The sequence below is a fragment of the Rhodococcus sp. CH91 genome, from assembly GCF_022554085.1.
Lineage (GTDB): Bacteria > Actinomycetota > Actinomycetes > Mycobacteriales > Mycobacteriaceae > Rhodococcus.
Genome location: NZ_JAKFYR010000012.1, coordinates 41,950 through 63,034 on the forward strand (window position 1 = coordinate 41,950; position 21,085 = coordinate 63,034).

Genomic DNA, 21,085 nt, shown 5'->3' on the forward strand with positions numbered 1-21,085 from the left:
CGCGTCAGCCCTCGGCGATCTGCTGCGCCTTCGCATACGCGAGGTGCAGGAAATCCGCCCCGGCGAGCGCCGCGAACGAGCCTGCCACCAGTCGCGTGAGCCCGGGCGCGTAGACGAGACCGAACACCAGCGCCGTCACCGTCCACAGGTCGAGGCAGAACGGGCAGGCCAGCAATTCGCCCACCGCGTGACGCACCCGCGACGACTTTCGCGGCTGTTCCATCACCTCGGCCGGCCCACCCGGGCCGTCGAATCGGGTGAACGGCGCGCGCACCGGACTCGTGACGGCGGCCTTGCTCAGGATGCGGGAGAACTTGTGGCTGGCGAGGGCGGTGACCACGAGATCGCCGGCACCCGGTTTCGGCAGCGGGCGGCCACGTCTCGCCGCGATCGCCGCCAGCACACCGACGAGCGTGAGATAGATCGACATCAGAACCGCGTACCCGCCGAGCGGGCGATCCTCGCCCCCGCGATAGGTCTCGGCTTCCTCCTTCACTGCGTGGACCGCGCTTTCTGCGTGCTCCTTGATCGACGACTCGTCCGATGTCCCCATGAATCCTCCACTCGGGCAGTTCTCGTACCGCGGTGGACCGTGTCCACCCGCGACCTCACCCGGGCAGACATACCCCCGCGCCCGCCGCCGCAACCCGGATCCCCGGATCCCCGGATCGGAGGTCATCGCATACGCCGGTACAGATCCTCGAGATCGTTGATACCGCGGATCACCACTGCCTCGTCGGTTCCGCCCGCCCGCAGCGCCCGGCGCAGCAACATGGGGTCGAGATCCTCGAGCGCGGGCCGGAACCGTTCCGCCGGCAGCTCGGGCAACTCCGTCCCGTCGCCGTAGAAATCCTGTTCCGCGGTCGCGTCGTCCGGGTTGTCCGCCTCGTCGACGCCACCGATCAAGGTCGCGACATCGACACCACGCAGGGTCAGCACCGCGAGCGGCTGCTCGTCGACATGCTCGGCAAGGAGATAGGCGACGGCCGCCGAATGCTTGCAGGGCCACCCGTCGTCGGGACAGGTGCAGTCGAAATCGAGCTCGCCCGCACGTCGCGGAAGCAGCGACGAGCCCAGCTCCTCGGGAAGGATGCCCGCCGCGAGGCGCGCGAGCATGCCCGGCGACGACCGGACGAGCGCCACGAGTTCGCCCACCGCGTCCTCGTCGAGCGTCCGCACACGCACCGCCGCGGTGAACGGGGTGAGCTGACTTCCCTGCACCTCACCCACCGCCGCACCGGGTTCGAGACGCACGGAGACCACCTGGCCTGCGCGCGCGTACGCGCGGCCCCGCGTCAGGCGCGCCTTGTCGGCGACCTCCTCCATTGCCGAGATCAATTCCTTCGACCACCAGCTCCGCCCGATGGCGCCGCGCTTGGTGCGCGCCTCGATACCACCGTCGATCCGACGCGCCGTGCCGTAACGGCGTACCTCACCTCGCGCCATCTAGTCACCCACCGCTTCGTCACCGAGGGTGAGCAGGGACTGCAACTGGTCGGTGGACAGCTCGGTGATCCAGTTCTCCCCCGCACCCACCGCGATCTCGGCCAGTTCCTTCTTTCCGGTGAGCATTTCGTCGATACGCTCCTCCACCGTCCCCACACAGACGAGCTTGCGGACCTGCACGTCACGGCGTTGCCCGATCCGGAACGCGCGGTCCGTCGCCTGGTTCTCGACGGCGGGATTCCACCACCGGTCGAGATGGACGACGTGGTTGGCGGCGGTGAGATTCAGTCCGGTCCCGCCCGCCTTGAGCGAGAGCATCATGATCGACGGCCCGCCGTCGCCCTGGAAGGCCGCGACCATCGCGTCGCGCTTACCCTTGGGCACGCCTCCGTGGAGGAACGGCACCGAAGTCGCGAACCGCTCCTCGAGATAGGGAACGACGAGTTCACCGAACTCCCGGAACTGCGTGAACAGCAGCACTTTCTCACCGTCTGCCAATACGGACTCGACGATGTCCTCGACCAGGCCGAGCTTGCCCGACCGATGGCGCCCGCGGCGCAGGACCGGCGAGCCGTCGCTCAGATAGTGCGCCGGATGGTTGCACACCTGCTTGAGCCGGGTCAGCGCCGCGAGCACCGCCCCCTTGCGTGCCATGCCCTCCTTGTCGCGGATCCGACGCATCATGTCGTCCACGACCGCCCGGTAGAGCGCAGCCTGCTCCGCCGTCAGATTCGCCCGCACGGTCTGCTCGAACTTCTCGGGCAGATCGGAGATGACGTCGGGGTCGGTCTTGACGCGGCGCATCACGAACGGTGCGGACAACGCCCGCAGCCGCGCCGCGGCGACCGCGTCGTGGTCGCGTTCGATCGGTACCGCGAACCGCGCACGGAAGGACGCCGCGCTGCCGAGCAGGGACGGATTCGCGAAGTCCAGGATCGCCCGCAGTTCCTCGAGCCGGTTCTCCACGGGTGTACCGGTGAGCGCGATCCGGTGCCCGGCGGGCACCGCACGCGTGGCACGGGACTGCGCTGTCGCGGTGTTCTTCACGTGCTGCGCCTCGTCGAGGACCACGCGGCGCCACGACAACGCCGCGAGTTGGGTGACGTCCCGAGCGGCGATGGCGTAGGTCGTCACCACGAGATCGTGGTCGGCGGCGGTCGCGGCGAGCGCACCGCCGCTCAGCCGCTGCGCGCCGTGGTGGACGTGCACCCTCAGATCGGGCACGAACCGTTCGGCTTCGCGTTGCCAGTTGCCGACGACCGACATCGGGCACACGAGCAGCGTCGGCGCGTCCCGCAGCCCCGCTTCGCGTTCGTGCGCGAGCAGCGCGAGCACCTGGATGGTCTTGCCCAGGCCCATGTCGTCGGCGAGGACCGCGCCGAGGCCGAGCCGGCTCATGAACGCGAGCCAGTCGAGACCACGCTGCTGATAGGGCCGCAGTTCGGCGGTCAGTCCCGCGGGTGCGGGTACCGGCTCGGGCCGGGCCTGCCCGTCGAGCAGCATCTCCACCCAGCCGGTCGCGGAGATCTCGGTGACCTCCGCCGGTGGCGCGTCGTCGCCGGTGAACTGGGCGAACAACGAGCCGAGCGTGGCGCCTTCCGTGGAATGCGCGGTCACATAGCGGGCGGCGCGGGTCAGGGCCTCGTTGTCGGCACGCACCCATTTGCCGCGCAGCTTCACCAGATCGCTGTTCGCCGCGACGAGTTCTTCCATCTCCGTCGGTGTGAGCAGCATGTCGCCGACGGCGAGTTGCCATTCGTACGAGACGATCGCGTTCATCCCGACCACGCTGTCGTCGGCGCTGACGGGTGCGACGGGCGAGTCGACCTGCAGGCGCAGGGACGGCTCGACCGTCGCCCATGCCCGTGGCAGCAACACCGCGATCCCGGCGGCGTCGAGCGCACGTGCCCCGTGCTCGACGAGATCGACGACGACCGGGGTGGGCAGCAGCAGATCGAGGGTGTCCGGATCGCGGGGAACGTCCTGGAGCCGGGGATAGGTCTGGAGGGCGACGCCGAGTTTGCGCACCCCGATCTGCAGCAGATGCGGATCGGTGTCCTGCACCGGCAGCGGCATCGGCGCCTGCCCCTCCGCGCGCAGGCAGACCTCCAGACGCCAGAAGGAGTCGGCACCCACCCCGTCGTCGACGTCGTCCGGTTCGACGAGCCGCAGCACCAGATCCGGTTCGTATCCGGCCAGGCTGGCACGCCATTCCTCGAGCGCGTCGGCCATGCGCTGGGTGCCGCGGGGATGGGCGGTGCCCTCCGCCAGGGCAGCGACGAGGGGATGCAGTGAAGTCGACGAGCCGTGCAAGGTCCGCACGATCGGATCGGTCAGTTCGCGGCACAGGTCGTCGAGCAGATCGATCGGGCGCCCGAGTTGTCGCTGCACGGGAGGCATCGCAGCGGCCAGTTCCGCGGACCAGGCGCGCGTCTTCTCCCCGCCGAGCAACTGCCATCGCGCCCACCACTGCTTCTCTGCGCGCACGAGTTCCGGCGCGACGCGCCCGGCCTGCGCCCATCTCTCGATGCCCCGTGCCAGGTGCGCGAGATACCGCAGGTCGCCACCCACTCCCCCGGGCCGGCGGGGTATGTCCAGCAGCAGTTCTGCCGCATCGGGAGGCGCGACCGCGACGGCGGGCACCACCTGCGGCTCGGTCTCGCCCGGAAAGGTGATCGTGACCCGATGGCGGAACGGGCGGTCGACCCACCGGCGCAGCGCCGAGGGCAGCGCGTCGGGATCGGGCTCTGCGGCAGGCTCCCACCACAGCATCAGGCCGGATCCCGGTGACCACAGCCCGTGCAACATGCCCACTATCGTGCCAGCCGTACCCGGACGCGATGGCAGGCTGGGTCCATGGCGCGCGCATACGGCTTCGTGGAGTACGGCGGTCCGGAGACACAACAGCTTCTCGACGTGGATGTTCCGGTACCCGGTCCCGGGCAGCTTCTCGTGGCGGTCCGGGCCGCCGGTGTGAATCCGGCCGACTGGAAGGTGCGCTCCGGCACACGCAGAAACAGCATCGCGGTGCACTTTCCGGCTGTGCTCGGCCGCGAGGTCGCAGGCGTGGTGCAGGCGGCGGGCGGCAACACGGTCGCCGACTTCGCGGTGGGTGACGCCGTGTTCGGAGCCACGGCGACCGGCTTCGGCGGTTACGCCGAGTACACGCTCGTCGACGCGGCCGCCGCCGCACACAAACCCGAGGCGGTCTCGTACGAGGTGGCGGCCACACTCCCTGTCGCGGCCGGAACCGCCCTCGACATCGCCGAGCATCTCGGCATCGTCGACGCCGACACCGTGCTCGTGCTGGGGGCGGGCGGCGGTGTGGGATCGGCTCTCACTCAGCTCGCGCACGCTGCAGGAGCGGCCGTACTCGGCGTGGCGAGTGCGGGGAAACGGGATGCGGTCGAGTCCTGCGGGGGCGTGTGGATCGAGTCCGGACCGGGCTTCGACATGCGCGTGGCGGCAGCCACGGAACGCTGCGGCGCGGTGACCGCGATCGTCGACCTCGTCGGTGGTGAGGTGCTGGAACGGGCGGTCGCGCTGACCCGGGCTCCGGAGCGGGTGGTGAGCGTCGCGGATCCCGCCCGTGCCGAAGCCCTGGGAGGGTCCGGGATCACCCGGCGTCGCACCCGGGAGGTCTTCGACCGGATCGCCTCGCTCGTGGTACGCGGAATCCTCGACCCACGCGTCGAACGGGCCTTCCCGCTCTCCGACGCCGGTAGCGCGCTCGCCCTGGTCGAGTCCGGGCACGCGGGCGGGAAGGTCGTCGTGACCGTCCCCTGACCCGGCCGGCCCGACTCGGTGTGTCGGGGAACTGTGCCAGGATCACCGCGTGCGTGGGGGGAACACGACGTGGTGGGTGACGGCCGTAGTGGCGGCGGTGCTGGTGTCCTGGCTCTGGGACCGCACCGGACCGGAATCCGAGCCCGTGCCGGGCAGCCCGGCCCGGGCCGAGGTGCACGAGCTGCTCGGCCGGGTGACCGTCGTCGACGAGCGGCGGAGAGCACCGGGATACGAGCGGGGTTGCGGTCCCGATGAGGGATGCGTGTTCGGACCGGCCTGGTCGGACGACCATCCCGGTCCCGGTGGCCACGACGGCTGCGACACCCGCAACAACGTCCTCGCCCGCGACCTCCGCTCCCCCACCTTCCGGGCCGGCAGCGACGACTGCGTCGTGACGTCCGGTCTCCTGCACGACCCGTACACCGGAGTGCGCGTGGAGTTCCGGCGGGCCGAGGCGAACAGCGTGCACATCGATCACATCTATCCGCTCGCCGCGGCCTGGGATCTCGGAGCGGCCCGATGGCCCGCCGAGCGCAGACGCCGGTTCGCCAACGACATCACGTACAACCTCGTCGCCGTGGGCGGACAGGCCAATCTCGACAAGCGCGACGACACGCCCGCACAATGGCTGCCGCCGGCGGCGGGTTACCGCTGTTGGTTCGCCGGCCGGTACCTCACGGTCGCGGTGCGCTACGCCCTGCCGGTCACGGCCGACGACCATCGGGCACTGGCCGCGGCTGCCCGGTCCTGCCCGTGATGCGACCGGTCGTGCCCCCTTGATCCGGGTCAGACCGGCAGATTCTGCGGGATCCAGTCCGGATCGCGCTTCTCCATGAAGGCCCGCATGCCCTCGCGGGGTTCGGGTGAGGTCTCCAGTGCCCCGAACATCGTCTGGTAGTCGATCTGTCCGTAGCGCTCGTTGAGCATCCGCTTGACCTGTGCCCGTGCGAGAGGCGCAGTGCGCAGGACCTGCCGGGCGGCCTCCAGCGCCGCTTCCCTCAACTGCTCGTGCGGGACGACCCGCGAGATGACACCCAGGCGCAATGCTTCGTCCGCGTCGAACACGCGCGCCGACAGGAGCAGGTCGCGGGCGGCCGCGAGGCCGACATGGGCCGGCAGCGCGGCGGCGAACGTCGCGTCGGGGATACCGCGGAGAAGCTCGGGGACACGGAAGGTCGCGCGGTCGCTGGCCACCGCGATGTCGGACATCATGGCCACGAGCAGCCCTCCGGCCTGGCAGATGCCGTTGACGGCGGAGATCACCGGTGCGCGGCTGTCGCGGATGGTGAGGAAGGGCACCACGTCGTTGCCGGCGAGGCCGTCGGGCAGATCGTCACCGGGCTCGGCGCGACCGCCGAGATCCCCTCCGGGCGCGAAGACGTCGTCCACCCCGGTGATGACGAGTGCCGCCAGGTCGGGATCGGAGTTGACCAGTCGTACCGCGCGTTTGAGCCCGTAGTACATCGCGGGTGTGAAGGCGTTGCGGGCCGCGGGCCGGTCGATGATGCACCAGCCGATCGCGCCCTCTCGTTCGAATCTCAGTCCACCGGCACCCAGATCGTCTCCCATGCACCGGACAGTATCGCATTCTGAATAAAGAGAACAATATGCTCACCGAAGTGAATCGCCATTTTCGCGAGAGGCGGGTCTACGGTGAGGAGATGCTCGAGCGCATCTCCAAGGACACCCGTCTGTGCATCTCGATGTCCGGCCGCCCCAGCAACATCGGCACGCGGTTCCACAACTACCTCTACGAGGAACTCGGACTCGACTTCGTCTACAAGGCCTTCGCGCCCGCGAATATCGAGGACGCGGTGAGGGGGATTCGTGGTCTGGGCATCCGCGGGGCCGGCGTGTCGATGCCGTTCAAAGAAGCGGTATTGCCCCTCGTCGATGTACTGCACGACTCCGCGCGAGCCATCGAATCGGTGAACACGATCGTCAACGACGACGGCGTCCTGCACGCCTACAACACCGACTACCAGGCGGTCAGCGATCTGCTCGTCGCCCACGAGGTCGACACCGCACTGCCGGTCACGGTGGTCGGAAGCGGCGGGATGGCGAAGGCCGCGACAGCGGCGCTGCGGCACAACGGATTCACCCGGGGGACGATCCTCGCCCGCAACGAGGACACCGGGCGGTCCCTCGCCCGTAAATACGGTTACCGATGGTGCCCGGACACACGTGAGATCACGCCCGGGCTCGTCGTCAACGCCACTCCGATCGGTATGGCCGGCGGACCGGAAGCGGCCGACCTGCCTGTCCCGCACGACTTCGCCGCGGCGGCGGCCACCGTCTTCGACGTCGTGGCCGTGCCTCCGGACACTCCTCTCGTCCGCTTCGCGCGTGAACGCGGCATCCCCGTGATCACCGGCGACGAGGTGATCGCATTGCAAGCGGCACTGCAGTTCGAGCTCTACACCGGTGTGGCTCCGACACGCGAGCAGGTGCGCCGCGCATCGGAGTACTCCCGGTCCTGAGCCACGGACGATCGGGGCGGGCGAGCCGTCAGATCGTGCCGGCCTGTTCGAGTCCGTCGAGGACGAGGGTGGCGGCATCGACCGCGACGTTCATCTCGAGGCGGGTGATGTCGTGGGTGGCAGGATCCTGCAGACCGAAGTTGTTCACCCACGCGGCCGTTCGCGCCGACTGGAACATGAACGTGGTGGTTTCGGTCTCGCCCGCGAGGTCTCCGACGAACCAGCCGGTGAAGAACGGGCCGAGGTCGACGCCGTAGACCGCCTCGAACTCGTCCGCGATCACCGGCGCGGCGTCGACGAGTGCTTCACCGAAGGTGTAGAAGTCGCGCGTGTGCGTGGGGGTCGAGCCGATCGCCACGAGAGCTTCCGGGAAGTCGACCACCAGGTGCGCGACGATCGCACCGAGCAGCACCCTGCCGGGGCTGCGATCGCACTGCTCGGTCAGCGCCAGCGCGTCCGCCCAGTGCGGCGCGGGCGTTCCGCCGGTCACATATTCGTGCAGATTCGACAGGTACAGCCGCACGACCTCGACCGCGAGCGCGGACGCCCATTCCGGATCGTCGTAGATCCCGGAGTCGAGGGTCGGGCCGGTCAGTTCGAGGATCTCGTCGAAGGCGAGCACGAAGGTGCCGCGATAGTCGTCGCTGCGGGTGAGGAGATCACGCAGATCGGCGATACGAGTGCGGGCGTCGTCGAAGGTGTCGATCCCCGCGGGGTCCGTGAGCGCGGCGATCTCGGCCTCCGGTACGGCCGACACACACTGTGACGGCACGGGATCGGACGGTATCGGCACTGCCGAGACCGGCGACGCGACGAGCAGCGTCGCGAGGCCCGTCATCCCCGCAGCGAACGCGATTCGTGCTCCGGCGAAATGTTTCATTCATGTGAACTTACCGACCGGTGTGTCCGGAATGCACGTTCACGTCCCATCACCCTGCGGGCTGCCGCCGGTCGCGACCCTCCTCTTCGGATCGGCGCTCCACTGCGACCACGAACCCGGATACAGCGCGGCCTCGATCCCGGCGATCTCGAGCGCAGCGATCTCGTGTGCGGCGTTGATACCCGACCCGCAGTACACGGCGACGTCGGTCCCGTTCACTCCCAGCCGCGAGAAGCGATACGCGAGTTGATCCGCCGGCAGGAAGGATCCGTCCTGGCGCAGATTCTCCGTGGTCGGCGCGCTGATCGCGCCGGGAATGTGCCCGGCACGCCGGTCCACCGGCTCCTCGTCCCCGCGGTATCGCGCATAGGCCCGCGCATCGAGCAGGACCCCGTGGGTGGAGAACTCCGCGGCCTCGTCCGGGCCGATCGTCGGCAGGTGGCCGGGACTCAGCGTCACGGTACCCGGTCGCGTCTCGTCGCCCGGGCCCGCCGCGAGCAGATGGCCACCGGCCGTCCACGCCTGCAGCCCGCCGTCGAGCAGCCGGACCTCGGGGTGCCCCGCCCACCGCAGCAACCACCACGCGCGGGCGGCAGCGAGACCACCGCTGCCGTCGTAGGCGACGACGAGATCTCCCTCGTCGATGCCCCATCGACGCGCCGCGGCCTGGAGGCGATCGATATCGGGCAGCGGATGCCGGCCGTGCTCGAGAGTCGGCGGGTCGGCGAGTTCCTCGTCCATGTCGACGTAGACCGCACCGCTGATATGACCTTCGTGGAAGCGCTCCCGGCCGTGCGGGTCGCCGAGCGTCCAGCGGACGTCGAGTATCACCGGAGATCGGCCGTGCTCGATCATCTCGGCCAGTTCGAGGGTCGTGAGGAGGACGGAGTTCCCGGACATGATCCGATCCTGGCACGAACGGCACATCCGTTCCGGGTTTGTGTGCGATACGCCGTCGGCGAGGCGACGACCGGCCGCCGCGGCCTCCCCCACAGGCGTCCGATTCGGCGCTTTTCTCCGGCGGATCGGGATTCCCGTGGCTGTTGATCTGATTTGCCGTGCGGAGAGCACTATCGTCGAGACGTGAGCAACCGCCGACCGACGAGCCCCGCCGCCCCGCCCGAGCCGGAGCAGTTCCCGGTGTTGTGGCCCATGCAGACACGCTGGGCCGACAACGACCATTACGGCCACGTCAACAACGTCACGTACTACTCGTACTTCGACTCAGCGGTCAACGGGTGGCTCATCTCCACCACCGGGGTCGACATCCGCGAACTCGATGCGATCGGGGTCGTGGCGGAGACCTCCTGCCGCTATCTCGCCGAGCTGTCCTTCCCGGATCGCCTGCAGGTGGGCCTGGCGGTCGAACGACTGGGCACACAGTCGATCACCTATTCGCTCGCGATCTTCCGTGAATCCGACGACGCGCTGCTACCCGCCGCGACCGGCCGCTTCGTTCACGTCTACGTCGATCCGCAGACCCGTCGCCCCGTCCCGATTCCCGACCAGATCCGCAAGGCCGCCGCTCAGCTGGCGACGCCGAATCCCACCCCGTAGACCGCCGGGGGCGCCCGTCGAGAGGGTTCTCAGGCTCGTTCCGTAGCGCGGGCGAGCAGTGGAGTGGTGCGCTGGGAAACGAGTTCCTGCATGACCAGCGACATGTCGGTGCGTTCGACGCCGCGGATCTTCAGGATCCGGCCGGCGAGCCGGTAGAGATCGTCGGCGTCCCGCGCGACGACCTTGACCGACAGGTCGACCGGCCCCGTCAGCCCGTACACCTCGGTGACCTCGGGGATCTGTGCCAGTTCGTCGACCACCTCGTCGAGCCGGTGCTGGTCGACGCGCGTGGCGACATAGGCCGAGAGCGGATATCCCAGCGTGGCGGGGTCGACCCGCCGGTCGAAGGAGGAGAGGACCCCCTCGTTCTCCCACCGCGACAGTCGTGCCTGGACGGTGTTGCGGGAGAGCCCGAGCCGCTGCGCCAGTTCCACCCCCGTGGCTCTCGGCGTCCGGGCGAGTTCGAGGAGCAGACGCGCGTCGGTGGCATCCAGACTGGTCATTCTTCGCAGTCTGCCACCGTGGGACGCGTCGAAACCGTGCTTTCTGCGCAGTGCGAGGCGGATCGATTGCGCACGCGCACGGGACGCGGATGATGTGGTGTACACCACACATCATCCGGTCGCGCCTCACGAGGGCACACCGGATCCGCACCGACGAGGTGATCCGATGGTTGAACCGACCGCATATCCGGTCCAGTTGATCCAACCCGACGGACGACGCGTCCTCGACACCGGGTACGCCCCACTGGTCGCCGATATCGGCCCTGATCAGCTGCGCGAACTCTATCGCGACATGGTCGTCGTGCGACGTCTCGACAGTGAGGCGACCGCACTGCAACGCCAGGGCGAACTCGGACTGTGGGCGCCGCTCACCGGCCAGGAGGCCGCTCAGGTCGGTTCGGCCCGGGCGCTCGGGCCCGACGACTACGCCTTCACCAGCTACCGCGAACACGCCGTCGCGTGGTGCCGGGGTGTCGATCCCGCCGACATGACCCGCTTGTGGCGTGGCTGCGCCCTGTCGGGATGGGATCCACGACCGGTCGCCACCACCAACCCCGCAATCGTGGTCGGGGCCCAGGGGCTGCACGCGACCGGCTACGCGATGGGGGCGAAACTCGACGGGGCCGACATCGCGACGATCGCGTACTTCGGTGACGGCGCCACCAGCCAGGGCGATCTGTCCGAAGCGCTCGTGTTCTCCGTCAGCTGGGGGGCCGGGGTGGTCTTCTTCTGCCAGAACAACCAGTGGGCGATCAGCGTGCCCACCCACGTCCAGAGTCCGGTTCCGCTCGCCCGGCGCGCCGCCGGCTTCGGGATGCCGGCCGTACAGGTGGACGGCAACGACGTCCTCGCCGTCCTCGCCGTGACCCGCCGGGCGGTCCGCCACGCCCGCGAGGGTGCCGGGCCGTTCTTCGTCGAAGCGCTCACCTACCGGATGGGTCCGCACACGACCTCCGACGACCCCACCCGTTATCGCGCCCCTGCCGACCTCGAGGAGTGGAAGGCGCGCGACCCTCTCGACCGGGTCGGCCGGCTCCTCGAACGTGAGGGCCACATCGACGAGACCTTCCTCGACGAGGTTCGAGCAGAAGCGGACGACGCCGCCGCGCGACTGCGGCGCGGCACCCTCGGGATGCCGGAACCCGAACCGGCCACATTGTTCGACCACGTCTACGCCACAGGCCATCCGCTCGTGACCGAGGAACGCGCCGCCCACGCCGACTATCTCGCGAGTTTCGGCCCGGCCGGTGAGGAGGCACGACGATGACCACCACGACGATGACACTCGCCGGTGCCCTCAACGCAGGGCTGCGCCGCGCACTCGAGAAGGATCCCCGGGTCGTCGTCATGGGCGAGGACGTCGGCACTCTCGGCGGGGTCTTCCGCATCACCGACAGCCTGCAGAAGGACTTCGGCGAAGGGCGCGTGATCGACACGCCTCTCGCCGAATCCGGAATCGTGGGAACCGCGTTCGGGATGGCACTGCGGGGCTACCGGCCGGTGTGCGAGATCCAGTTCGACGGTTTCGTCTATCCGGCCTTCGACCAGATCGTCTCGCAGGTCGCGAAGATCCACTACCGCACCGCGGGGGCGGTGACGGCACCACTGACCATCCGGATTCCCTACGGCGGTGGCATCGGTGCGGTCGAACACCACTCGGAATCACCGGAGGTGTATTTCACGCACACCGCGGGTCTGCGCGTCGTCAGCCCGAGCACTCCGTCCGACGCCTACTGGATGATCCAGCAGGCGATCGCCCTCGACGATCCGGTGATCTTCCTCGAACCCAAACATCGTTACTGGGAACGCGGCGAGGTGGAGATCGATAGGGCACCGGAGATCGTCCTGGAGTCGGCACGAGTCGTCCGGTCGGGTTCCGACGCGACGGTCGTGACCTTCGGCGCTCTGGTGGGCACGGCGCTGCGGGCTGCGGAGATCGCCGAACAGGAGGGGCATTCGCTCGAAGTCATCGATCTGCGGTCGTTGTCCCCGCTCGACTTCGACATCGTCGAGGCGTCGGTGCGGCGGACCGGGCGTCTCGTCGTCGTACAGGAAGCACCGGTGTTCTGCGGCATCGGTGCGGAGATCGCGGCCCGCACGAGCGAACGATGCTTCTACCAGCTCGAGGCACCGGTGCTGCGGGTCGGGGGATTCGACATCCCCTATCCCCCGGCCAAACTCGAATCGCACCATCGCCCCGACCCGGATCGCATCCTCGACGCGGTCGACCGCGCGCTGGCGGCGTGAGGAGAATCGATGCCGGATCCGACACGCGAAGTACAGGAATTCCGTCTCCCCGATCTGGGTGAAGGACTCACCGAGGCGGACTGGGTGCACTGGTCCGTCGCGGTCGGTGATCACGTCGCACTCAACCAGATCATCGGGGAGGTCGAAAGCGCCAAGGCCACCGTGGAATTGCCTTCCCCCTATGCAGGTACCGTCGCCGAACTGCTCGTCGAACCGGGGCAAACGGTTCCCGTCGGGACACCTCTGCTGCGGATTGCCACCGACGCCGGAACCACCGGCGGGCCGGAAGGCGACGGTGCGCCGGCACGCCCATCGGTGCTCGTCGGCTACGGTCCCGGCGACGCCCCACCGAGCAGACGAACGAACCGCCCTGTCCCGGACGATCCTGTTCCGGACGAGACCCTCCCGTCCCGGGGCACCGAGGCGGTACCGGCGCGGCCGGACGCGAAACCCGCCGCACGCAAACTCGCGGCTGTCCTCGACGTCGACCTGCGTACCGTGGCGGGCACCGGACGCGACGGAGTGATCACGTGCGACGACGTGCGCCGTACCGCCGGCGACGGACACGGCTCCCCAGAAAGCCCGGTTCAGGCTTCCGGCCGGATCACCCGGGTGCCCGTCGCCGGAGTGCGGAAACGCACGGCCGACGCCGTGACCCGCAGCGCCTTCACCGCCCCGCACGCCACGGTCTTCCTCACCTGCGACGTGACCCCCACGGTCGACCTGGTGACCACACTGCGTGCGTCCCCCTCCTTCGAGGGCGTCCATCTCACGGCACTGACCGTCGTGTCCCGCGCGCTGATGCAGGCGATCGTCGGCGAGCCGTCCCTGAATTCGCGCTGGGACGACGAGAGCGGTGACATCGTGCTCCATCACGATGTGCATCTCGGGATCGCCACGGCGACGCCCGACGGGCTCAAGGTCCCGGTCGTCCGTGAGGCACAGGCACTGTCGTTGCCGCAGCTGGCCGGTGCGATCACCGACGTCGCCGAGCGGGCGCGGACGGGGCGGTCCTCCCCGAGCGAGCTCGCCGGCTCGACGGTCTCGATCACGAACGTCGGGGTCTTCGGCGTCGATGCGGGCACCCCGATCCTCAATCCGGGTGAATCGGCGATCCTCGCCGTCGGCGCGATCTCCGACCGTCCGTGGGTCAGGGACGACGCGCTCGCGATCCGGAAGGTGGTCACCCTGTCGCTCTCGTTCGACCACCGGCTCGTCGACGGAGAACAAGCGGGTCGTGCTCTCGCGACGATCGGAGCCGTCCTCGGCGATCCCGTGGGTGCCCTCCTGTCCGGTCCGTGACCCATCGACCCGTGTACACGGTTGTGATCAGCCCGATCCGAATTCGTGACGCTGCGGACAGCGGTTGGTTGGCTGCGAGCCATGACCAACGAACCCCCGCCCGCAGGAACCTCGCGTCCCCGCCGTCTCGGTGAGGACTGGGCCGCCGTCGTGGCCGGCCTCGCGCTCATCGCTGCCGTACTCACCGGCATCCTCCCCGGAGGTCTGGTGCCGTGAGCGCGCGCGACACCGACGGGATCGCACCCGAGGAGACCGGCAGTACCGCGCTCGGTGCCGAACCCGCTCGGCAGAGACCGTCGCGGGCACTCGCCGTCGCCGGTGTCCTCGTCGTGGTGGTGCTCGGTGCCCTCGTCCGTTTCCTCGAGCAGACCGTGCCCGAACTCGCCGAAGGCAGTTCGTTCGAGCGGGTCGCGTCGTCGATCGAGTTCCCGGTCTACGCCATCGCTCTCGGTCTGCTCGGCAATCTGGTCCTCTCCCGTACCGGCCTACGGGACAGGATCTCCGGTGGATTCCGCACGGAGTTCTTCATCAAGACCGGCCTGGTGCTGCTCGGGGCGTCGATCAATCTCACGGTCCTCGCCACCGCCGCCGGGCCCGCGATCGTGCAGGGCGTGCTGCTCATCACCGCCGTGTTCTCGTTCAGCTGGTGGCTGGGCGGCAAGCTCGGCCTCGACGAGAAACTGAGGGCACTGCTGTCGGCCGCGGTGTCGATCTGCGGTGTCAGCGCCGCGATCGCGGCGGCAGGAGCCGTGCAGGCGAAGCGGGAACAGCTCGCCTACGCCGCCTCATTGGTGATCGTGTTCGCTCTGCCGTCGATCTTCCTGCTGCCCTGGCTGGCCGGACTGTTCGGGCTGTCCGACGCCGTGGCGGGGGCGTGGATCGGCGGCAACATCGACACCACCGCGGCGGTAGCGGCGTCCGGAGCGATCGTGGGCGAGGACGCCCTCCAGATCGCCACGATCGTCAAGACCACCCAGAACGCTCTCATCGGCTTCGTGGCCGTGGCGTTGACGGCCTACTTCGCGTTGCGGGTGGAGCGCCGACCGGGTTCGGCACGTCCGAGCATCGGCGACTTCTGGCAGCGATTCCCGAAGTTCGTCCTCGGATTCGTGGCGGCCTCGGTGATCGGCACACTGTGGGTGAAATTCGCCGACGACGGCAAGGCCGACATCTCCACGATCAACGACCTGCGCACCTGGTTCCTGATCTTCGCGTTCGTCTCGATCGGCCTGGAGTTCTCTGCGAGGGGACTGCGCGAGGCCGGATGGCGCCCGATCGTCGTCTTCGGGTCCGCAACGGTGGTCAACATCGTCGTGGCGCTGGGCCTGGCGACCGTGCTGTTCGGCAACTTCGAGTTGCCGTCCCAGGGGTGATGTCCGGCGAGGTCGTCCTCCCTGCGCGGTGAGGCGAGCCGAGCACGGACGCCGACGGCGCCCACGCGGTGATCCGCGTGGGCGCCGTGACGGAGAACGGAAGGGCCTACAGTGCCTTCAGTTCCTCGGTGACCTCCGAGACCATCTTCTTCGCGTCGCCGAACAGCATCGACGTGTTGTCGGCGGTGAACAGCGGGTTGTCGATACCGGCGTAACCGGAGCTCATCGAACGCTTGAGGACGATGACCGACTTCGACTGGTCGACATTGAGGATCGGCATGCCGTAGATCGGGCTCGTCGAGTCCAGCCGGGCCGCCGGGTTGGTGACGTCGTTGGCGCCGATGACGATGGTGACATCGGTGCGGCTGAACTCACCGTTGATGTCGTCCATCTCCTTCATGGCGTCGTACTCGACGTCGGCCTCGGCGAGCAGGACGTTCATGTGGCCGGGCATACGACCGGCGACCGGATGGATCGCGTACTTGACCTCGACACCGCGGTCTTCGAGCAGCGCTGCCATCTCCTTGACGGCGTGCTGCGCCTGAGCGACGGCCAGACCGTAGCCGGGGACGACGATGACCTGGTTGGCGTACGCCATCTGGATCGCCGCGTCCGAGGCCGAGGTGGCCTTGACCGTGCCACCGGACGCCGATGCCACGCCACCGGCCGCTTCGCTGCCGCCGAAGGCACCGAAGACGATCGCCGGGATGGACCGGTTCATGGCCTTGGCCATGAGATTGGTCAGGATCGTGCCGGACGCACCGACGATCATGCCGGCGACGATCATCGCCTGGTTGTTCAGCGCGAGGCCCGCCGCGGCGGCCGACAGACCGGTCAGCGCGTTGAGCAGCGAGATCACCACGGGCATATCGGCGCCGCCGATCGGCAGCACCACGAACAGACCCATCAGGCCGGCCGCGACGAGCAGCGCGAGGATCCACCACGAGGCCAGCGGCTCACCGTCGGCGCTGATCCCGATGTAGACCGCGATCGCGATCGACGCGAGCACCAGCACGATGTTGGCCAGCTGGAACAGTTTCGCCGACGCGACCAGCTTCTTCTCGAGGTTCTTGTTCAGCAGCTCCTGCAGCTTCGCGAACGCGACGAGCGAACCCCAGAAGGAGATCGAGCCGATGATCGCCGCGAACAGCGAACCGACGATCATGACCACGGTCGGGTCGTCGTCGAGAGCGGTGAAGCTGCTGGATTCGAGATATTCCGCCCAGGCGATGAGTGCGACGGTGCCACCACCGACGCCGTTGAACAGCGCGACCAGCTGCGGCATGGCCGTCATCTTGGTCTTCAGCGCCGGCGGGACACCGAGGATGATGCCCACGGCCAGACCGCCGATGATCAGGCCCCAGTTGTCGGTGTCGCGGATGTCGATGAGCACGGCGACGACCGCGACGAACATGCCGACCGCGGCGATGTAGTTGCCGCGCACGGCGGTCTTCGGGCCGGTCAGGCCCGACAGACCGTAGATGAACATCGCGAAGGCGATGATGTACAGGACCGAGACGAGGTAGCTCATCAGGAGTCAGCCCCCTTCTTCTGTGCGACCGGGGCGTCCTTGCGCTGCTTGAACATCCCCAGCATGCGGTCGGTGACGACGAAGCCACCGACGACGTTCAGGGTGCCGAACACCAGAGCGACGAACAGGATGATCTTGATACCCCAGGGGGCGTCTCCGGGGAGGTGGCCGAGCACGACCAGCGCACCGAGCACGACGATGCCGTGGATGGCGTTGGTGCCCGACATCAGCGGCGTGTGCAGCGTGTTCGGCACCTTCGAGATGACGGCGAAACCGACGAATCCGGCCAGGACCAGAATCGCGATGTTCGCGAGTAGTTCGTTGTACATCTAGGAGTTCTCCTTCGAGCGTGTCACGCAGGCAGCCGCGAGGATCTCGTCCGAGAAATCCGGGGCGAGAGCACCGGACTCGTCGAGCAGCAGCTCGATCAGCGCGTACACGTTCTTCGAGTAGAGCTCGGAGGCATGCTCCGGCATCGTCGCGGGCAGGTTGAGCGGCGAGCAGATCGTGACGTCGTGCTTGACGACCGTCTGTCCCGGCTCGGTGAGTTCGCAGTTGCCACCGGTCTCACCGGCGAGGTCGACGATCACCGAACCGGGCTTCATACCCTCGACCGCGGCGGCGGTCACCAGGCGCGGTGCCGGGCGGCCCGGCACGAGCGCGGTGGTGATGACGACGTCGAAGCCCTTGATGGCGTCTTCGAGCGCCTGCTGCTGCTGCGCCCGCTCGGCGTCGGTGAGTTCACGCGCGTAGCCGCCCTCACCGGCAGCGTCGATGCCGAGGTCGAGCCACTGGGCGCCGACCGAGCGCACCTGGTCGGCGACCTCGGGCCGTACGTCGTAACCGGTGGTGCGGCCACCGAGCCGCTTCGCCGTGGCCAGTGCCTGCAGACCCGCGACACCCACACCGAGCACCAGCACGGTCGCCGGCTTCACGGTGCCGGCCGCGGTGGTGAGCATAGGGAAGAACCGCGTGGATTCACTCGCCGCGACCAGCACGGCCTTGTACCCGGCGACGTTCGCCTGCGACGACAGGGCGTCCATGACCTGTGCGCGGGAGATACGCGGAATGGCTTCGACGGCATATGCCTCGACGCCGGCCTGCGTCAGGGCACCGATCTGGTTGTCGGCATTGCGCGGGGCGAGGAACCCGATCAGTCGCTGGCCCGACTTCAGGCGGGCGATCTCGGCGTCACTCGGCGGCGCGACCTTGACGACGATGTCGGCGGCCCAGGCGTCACCGACGGTCGCGCCGGCCTCCTTGTATGCGCCGTCGGGAATCAGCGCGCCCTGACCGGCACCGGCCTCGACGACCACGTCGAGACCCTTCCCGACCAGCGCGGGCACGATCTTCGGCACGAGCGCGACCCGCCGTTCCCCGTCGTTCGTCTCACGAACGACGCCGACGGTCGGACGGCGGTGCGCTCCGCTCCCCGTATTCGATCCTTCGGTACTCAATTCTTGACTCCTGCGTCGATGAAAGTGCGCGTCGCGCCACGGTCGGTGGCGGAATATGCGAAATCGGAGGCCATGTGACGGCCTCTTGTGCACTGAAAGGCTTATGCAGACCTACCGTGCCCTCCTGCGAACCCGCAACCTGTTCGGTTCATCTGAATCGAGTCCGAACAGCAAGATGACGAAAGTTTGTGAGGCAGCTCACCTACCCGAGGCTATTTTCCTCCCCCGAACGACGAGGCGGGGAAGTATCGGAATCGGCGGCGGAAACCGGCCCACCGACCCCCTCCGGAACGAAAGCGTGCGGAAGGCAAACAGATTCGCCTACCACCTCGCGCCCACTCACGTGCATCGATTCATGACACTTCGGAATCGATTCAGACACCCGGAGGACGGACACGAACTTTGCGCTCGTCCCCTGCTCGGAGTAATGGAGCACCTCTAATCTGGCGTCATGGGTGTGCCGCCCCCGATCCTCGATCTCGCCCGCACCGCCCGTCGCGTCGCCGTTCTGACCGGCGCCGGCATGTCCGCGGAGAGCGGGGTACCCACCTTCCGCGACGCACAGACCGGCCTGTGGGAGAACGTCGACGCGACGGCCCTCGCGACGCCGGAAGCGTGGGAGGACGATCCCGCGAAGGTGTGGGCGTGGTACCAGTGGCGGGTCGCCCTCGTGCGAGGGGTCCACCCGAATGCCGGTCATCGTGCCCTTGCGGACTGGGGACACACCGCCCGCGTGCAGATAGTCACCCAGAACGTCGACGACCTCCACGAGCGTGCCGGCAGCGAGGAGGTCGTCCATCTGCACGGAAGCCTGTTCTCGCCGCGCTGTACCCGATGCGGCCGTCCCGTCGAACTCCCCGACCCGCCACGTGACGCCCTCGCCCGGCTCGAGCCACCGTCCTGTCCCGCCTGCGGAGACGACGTCCGGCCCGGTGTCGTGTGGTTCGGCGAGATGCTGCCGCAGGAACCCTGGGAGATCGCCACCGGATCCGTGCGGGACGCCGAGCTGCTCGTCGTGGTCGGCACGTCGGGCGTGGTGTATCCCGCGGCGGGATTGCCCGCTCTCGCCCGGAGCCACGGTGTGCCGGTCGTGGAGATCGATCCCCGCGAGACCGATCTCGGCGATCGGGTGGACCACAGCTGGCGCACGACGGCAGCTGTGGGGCTGCCCGCTCTCGTCGAGGCACTGGAGCACGGACGGCCGTGAACCGAGAAGGACGGCCCGGGTTAGGGTGGCCCGGTGAGCTCCTGTGTGTTCTGCGCCATAGCCGAGGGTGGCGCTCCGGCATCGCGGGTGTACGAGGACGACGACGTGGTGGCCTTCCTCGACATCCGGCCGATCGCGCGCGGACACACGCTCGTGGTCCCGCGCATCCACGCGGCCCGCCTCGAGGATCTCGATCCGGCCTCGGGCGCCGCGGTCTTCCGCGCGGGGCAACGAATCGCGCGGGCGATGTCCCGGTCCGAGCTCGCCACCGACGGAACCAATCTCGTCCTCAACGACGGACGGGCAGCCTTCCAGACCGTCTTCCACACCCATCTGCACGTGCTGCCCCGCTGGACGGGCGACCGTGTACGGATGGGCATCGGCCTGCTCCGCCGTCGCCCCCACGATCCCGAGACCACAGCCGCACTCATCCGCGCCGGTCTCGACCGGCTCACTTCCGAGGAGCATCCGTGACATCGCACTCCGGCACGCCCAGCGTCGAGTTCCCCGTCGATACGATCCGGCCGCTGCTGATCGAGCAGTTCGGCGCCCTCGACGACGTGCTCTCGGGGCTGACGGACGACGAGTGGGACGCCTCGACGACGCTGCCGGGATGGACGGTCAAGGACATCGCCGCGCATCTCATCGGCACCGAGTCGATGCTCGCGGGTATCGACGCTCCGGGTGTGGACCGGGACGTGCGGTCGCTCCCCCATGTACGCAACGACATCGCGGCGTTCAACGAACTGTGGGTGGAATCGCTGCGCCCCGTCCCCGGCCCGGAGGTCCTGTCGCGATACCGCGAGATCGTCGCGCGTCGCACCGACGAACTTTCCGCGATGAGCCAGGAGGATTTCGAGAAGGAGTCGACCACACCCGTGGGCCCGGCGCCGTACGGACGTTTCATGCGTATCCGCGTGTTCGACTGCTGGCTGCACGAACTGGACATCTGCGACGCGCTCGGCAGGAGCGGCACCGAGGGCGGTCCGCGAGCCGAACTCGCGTCCACCGAAATCTTCGGCGCGGTGCCCTTCGTCGTGGGCAAACGCGGCAAGGCTCCGGAGGGGGCACGCATCACGATCGAGCTCTCCGGCCCCCTCGCGCGCACGATCCACCTCGAGGTACACGGGCGGGCCACCGTGGTGCCCGAACTCTCGCAGCCGGCCACGTCGACGATCGCGATGGACTCGTCGTTGTTCGTGCGCCTCGCCGGCGGACGCCTCCGGGCGGAGGACCGACTCGGCGACATCGTCCTCCACGACGACACCGAGGTCGGTCGTCGCATCGTGGACAACCTCGCGTTCACGATCTGAATC

At 68.6% G+C, this 21,085-nt stretch carries 22 protein-coding genes; 12 read left to right on the forward strand and 10 right to left on the reverse strand.

Annotation, left to right across the window (positions count from 1 at the left end; genetic code table 11):
• Positions 1-4 precede the first annotated feature (4 nt).
• The 3 genes from MOM01_RS19825 to MOM01_RS19835 all read right to left on the reverse strand — a co-directional run bounded on the left by MOM01_RS19825 (position 5) and on the right by MOM01_RS19835 (position 4,254).
• Positions 5-553, reverse strand: coding sequence for a DUF1360 domain-containing protein (locus MOM01_RS19825; RefSeq protein ID WP_241387152.1), 549 nt, complete (start codon positions 551-553; stop codon positions 5-7).
• A 122-nt stretch (positions 554-675) separates the two neighbouring features.
• Complete coding sequence (locus MOM01_RS19830) at positions 676-1,446, reverse strand: SWIM zinc finger family protein (protein ID WP_241387153.1); 771 nt, start codon at positions 1,444-1,446, stop codon at positions 676-678.
• Positions 1,447-4,254: a DEAD/DEAH box helicase gene (locus tag MOM01_RS19835; protein WP_241387154.1), complete on the reverse strand. Its 2,808-nt coding sequence runs from the start codon at positions 4,252-4,254 to the stop codon at positions 1,447-1,449. It lies immediately after the preceding gene.
• Between the two features lie 48 nt (positions 4,255-4,302).
• Here MOM01_RS19835 and MOM01_RS19840 point away from each other — a divergent pair, with 48 nt between their 5' ends.
• Complete coding sequence (locus MOM01_RS19840; protein WP_241387155.1) at positions 4,303-5,232, forward strand: NADP-dependent oxidoreductase; 930 nt, start codon at positions 4,303-4,305, stop codon at positions 5,230-5,232.
• Between the two features lie 49 nt (positions 5,233-5,281).
• Positions 5,282-5,989, forward strand: coding sequence for an HNH endonuclease family protein (locus tag MOM01_RS19845; protein ID WP_374112340.1), 708 nt, complete (start codon positions 5,282-5,284; stop codon positions 5,987-5,989).
• 29 nt (positions 5,990-6,018) lie between these two features.
• Here the strand turns inward: MOM01_RS19845 and MOM01_RS19850 are convergent, their stop codons facing one another.
• Complete coding sequence (locus MOM01_RS19850; protein WP_241387156.1) at positions 6,019-6,801, reverse strand: enoyl-CoA hydratase/isomerase family protein; 783 nt, start codon at positions 6,799-6,801, stop codon at positions 6,019-6,021.
• A 92-nt stretch (positions 6,802-6,893) separates the two neighbouring features.
• Here MOM01_RS19850 and MOM01_RS19855 point away from each other — a divergent pair, with 92 nt between their 5' ends.
• Positions 6,894-7,712 carry a shikimate 5-dehydrogenase gene (locus MOM01_RS19855; protein WP_241387227.1) on the forward strand — a complete coding sequence of 273 codons (819 nt, stop codon included), beginning with the start codon at positions 6,894-6,896 and terminating at the stop codon, positions 7,710-7,712.
• Between the two features lie 28 nt (positions 7,713-7,740).
• On the opposite strand, the gene MOM01_RS19860 is transcribed toward MOM01_RS19855, so the two are convergent.
• On the reverse strand, positions 7,741-8,592 hold the full coding sequence (locus tag MOM01_RS19860) for a DUF5995 family protein (protein ID WP_241387157.1): 852 nt from the start codon (positions 8,590-8,592) through the stop codon (positions 7,741-7,743).
• A 39-nt stretch (positions 8,593-8,631) separates the two neighbouring features.
• Complete coding sequence (locus tag MOM01_RS19865; protein ID WP_241387158.1) at positions 8,632-9,492, reverse strand: sulfurtransferase; 861 nt, start codon at positions 9,490-9,492, stop codon at positions 8,632-8,634.
• A gap of 183 nt (positions 9,493-9,675) precedes the next feature.
• Between MOM01_RS19865 and MOM01_RS19870 the strand changes: the two genes are divergently transcribed.
• Positions 9,676-10,149 carry an acyl-CoA thioesterase gene (locus MOM01_RS19870; protein WP_241387159.1) on the forward strand — a complete coding sequence of 158 codons (474 nt, stop codon included), beginning with the start codon at positions 9,676-9,678 and terminating at the stop codon, positions 10,147-10,149.
• 29 nt (positions 10,150-10,178) lie between these two features.
• Here MOM01_RS19870 and MOM01_RS19875 read toward each other — a convergent pair whose 3' ends face one another.
• The gene (locus MOM01_RS19875) at positions 10,179-10,652 is read right to left on the reverse strand and encodes an Lrp/AsnC family transcriptional regulator (RefSeq protein WP_241387160.1); all 474 of its coding nucleotides are present in this window, start codon (positions 10,650-10,652) and stop codon (positions 10,179-10,181) included.
• Between the two features lie 166 nt (positions 10,653-10,818).
• Here MOM01_RS19875 and pdhA point away from each other — a divergent pair, with 166 nt between their 5' ends.
• The 5 genes from pdhA to MOM01_RS19895 all read left to right on the forward strand — a co-directional run bounded on the left by pdhA (position 10,819) and on the right by MOM01_RS19895 (position 15,574).
• Complete coding sequence (pdhA, locus tag MOM01_RS19880) at positions 10,819-11,919, forward strand: pyruvate dehydrogenase (acetyl-transferring) E1 component subunit alpha (protein WP_241387161.1); 1,101 nt, start codon at positions 10,819-10,821, stop codon at positions 11,917-11,919.
• Positions 11,916-12,899, forward strand: coding sequence for an alpha-ketoacid dehydrogenase subunit beta (locus tag MOM01_RS19885; protein ID WP_241387162.1), 984 nt, complete (start codon positions 11,916-11,918; stop codon positions 12,897-12,899). The genes pdhA and MOM01_RS19885 overlap by 4 nt, the downstream gene beginning before the upstream one ends.
• A 9-nt stretch (positions 12,900-12,908) precedes the next feature.
• Positions 12,909-14,201 (forward strand): dihydrolipoamide acetyltransferase family protein, encoded by a 1,293-nt coding sequence (locus MOM01_RS19890; protein WP_241387163.1) that lies wholly within the window; start codon positions 12,909-12,911, stop codon positions 14,199-14,201.
• Positions 14,202-14,282: 81 nt separating this feature from the next.
• Positions 14,283-14,417 (forward strand): hypothetical protein, encoded by a 135-nt coding sequence (locus MOM01_RS23205; protein WP_277610009.1) that lies wholly within the window; start codon positions 14,283-14,285, stop codon positions 14,415-14,417.
• Positions 14,414-15,574: a YeiH family protein gene (locus MOM01_RS19895; RefSeq protein WP_241387164.1), complete on the forward strand. Its 1,161-nt coding sequence runs from the start codon at positions 14,414-14,416 to the stop codon at positions 15,572-15,574. Before MOM01_RS23205 ends, MOM01_RS19895 begins: the two co-directional genes overlap by 4 nt.
• A gap of 106 nt (positions 15,575-15,680) precedes the next feature.
• Here MOM01_RS19895 and MOM01_RS19900 read toward each other — a convergent pair whose 3' ends face one another.
• From MOM01_RS19900 to MOM01_RS19910, 3 genes are read right to left on the reverse strand one after another with little or no spacing between them, the layout of a single operon-like run.
• Positions 15,681-17,105, reverse strand: coding sequence for an NAD(P)(+) transhydrogenase (Re/Si-specific) subunit beta (locus MOM01_RS19900; protein WP_241387165.1), 1,425 nt, complete (start codon positions 17,103-17,105; stop codon positions 15,681-15,683).
• Entirely contained in the window at positions 17,105-17,434 is a 330-nt protein-coding gene (locus MOM01_RS19905; protein ID WP_241387166.1) for an NAD(P) transhydrogenase subunit alpha, read from the reverse strand. The genes MOM01_RS19900 and MOM01_RS19905 overlap by 1 nt, the downstream gene beginning before the upstream one ends.
• On the reverse strand, positions 17,435-18,562 hold the full coding sequence (locus tag MOM01_RS19910) for a Re/Si-specific NAD(P)(+) transhydrogenase subunit alpha (RefSeq protein ID WP_241387167.1): 1,128 nt from the start codon (positions 18,560-18,562) through the stop codon (positions 17,435-17,437).
• Between the two features lie 451 nt (positions 18,563-19,013).
• Here MOM01_RS19910 and MOM01_RS19915 point away from each other — a divergent pair, with 451 nt between their 5' ends.
• The 3 genes from MOM01_RS19915 to MOM01_RS19925 are packed head-to-tail and all read left to right on the forward strand — an operon-like array spanning position 19,014 to position 21,082.
• Positions 19,014-19,769: an SIR2 family NAD-dependent protein deacylase gene (locus MOM01_RS19915; RefSeq protein WP_241387168.1), complete on the forward strand. Its 756-nt coding sequence runs from the start codon at positions 19,014-19,016 to the stop codon at positions 19,767-19,769.
• Between the two features lie 33 nt (positions 19,770-19,802).
• Positions 19,803-20,243, forward strand: coding sequence for an HIT family protein (locus MOM01_RS19920; protein ID WP_241387169.1), 441 nt, complete (start codon positions 19,803-19,805; stop codon positions 20,241-20,243).
• 44 nt (positions 20,244-20,287) lie between these two features.
• The gene (locus MOM01_RS19925) at positions 20,288-21,082 is read left to right on the forward strand and encodes a maleylpyruvate isomerase family mycothiol-dependent enzyme (RefSeq protein WP_374112345.1); all 795 of its coding nucleotides are present in this window, start codon (positions 20,288-20,290) and stop codon (positions 21,080-21,082) included.
• Positions 21,083-21,085 lie beyond the last annotated feature (3 nt).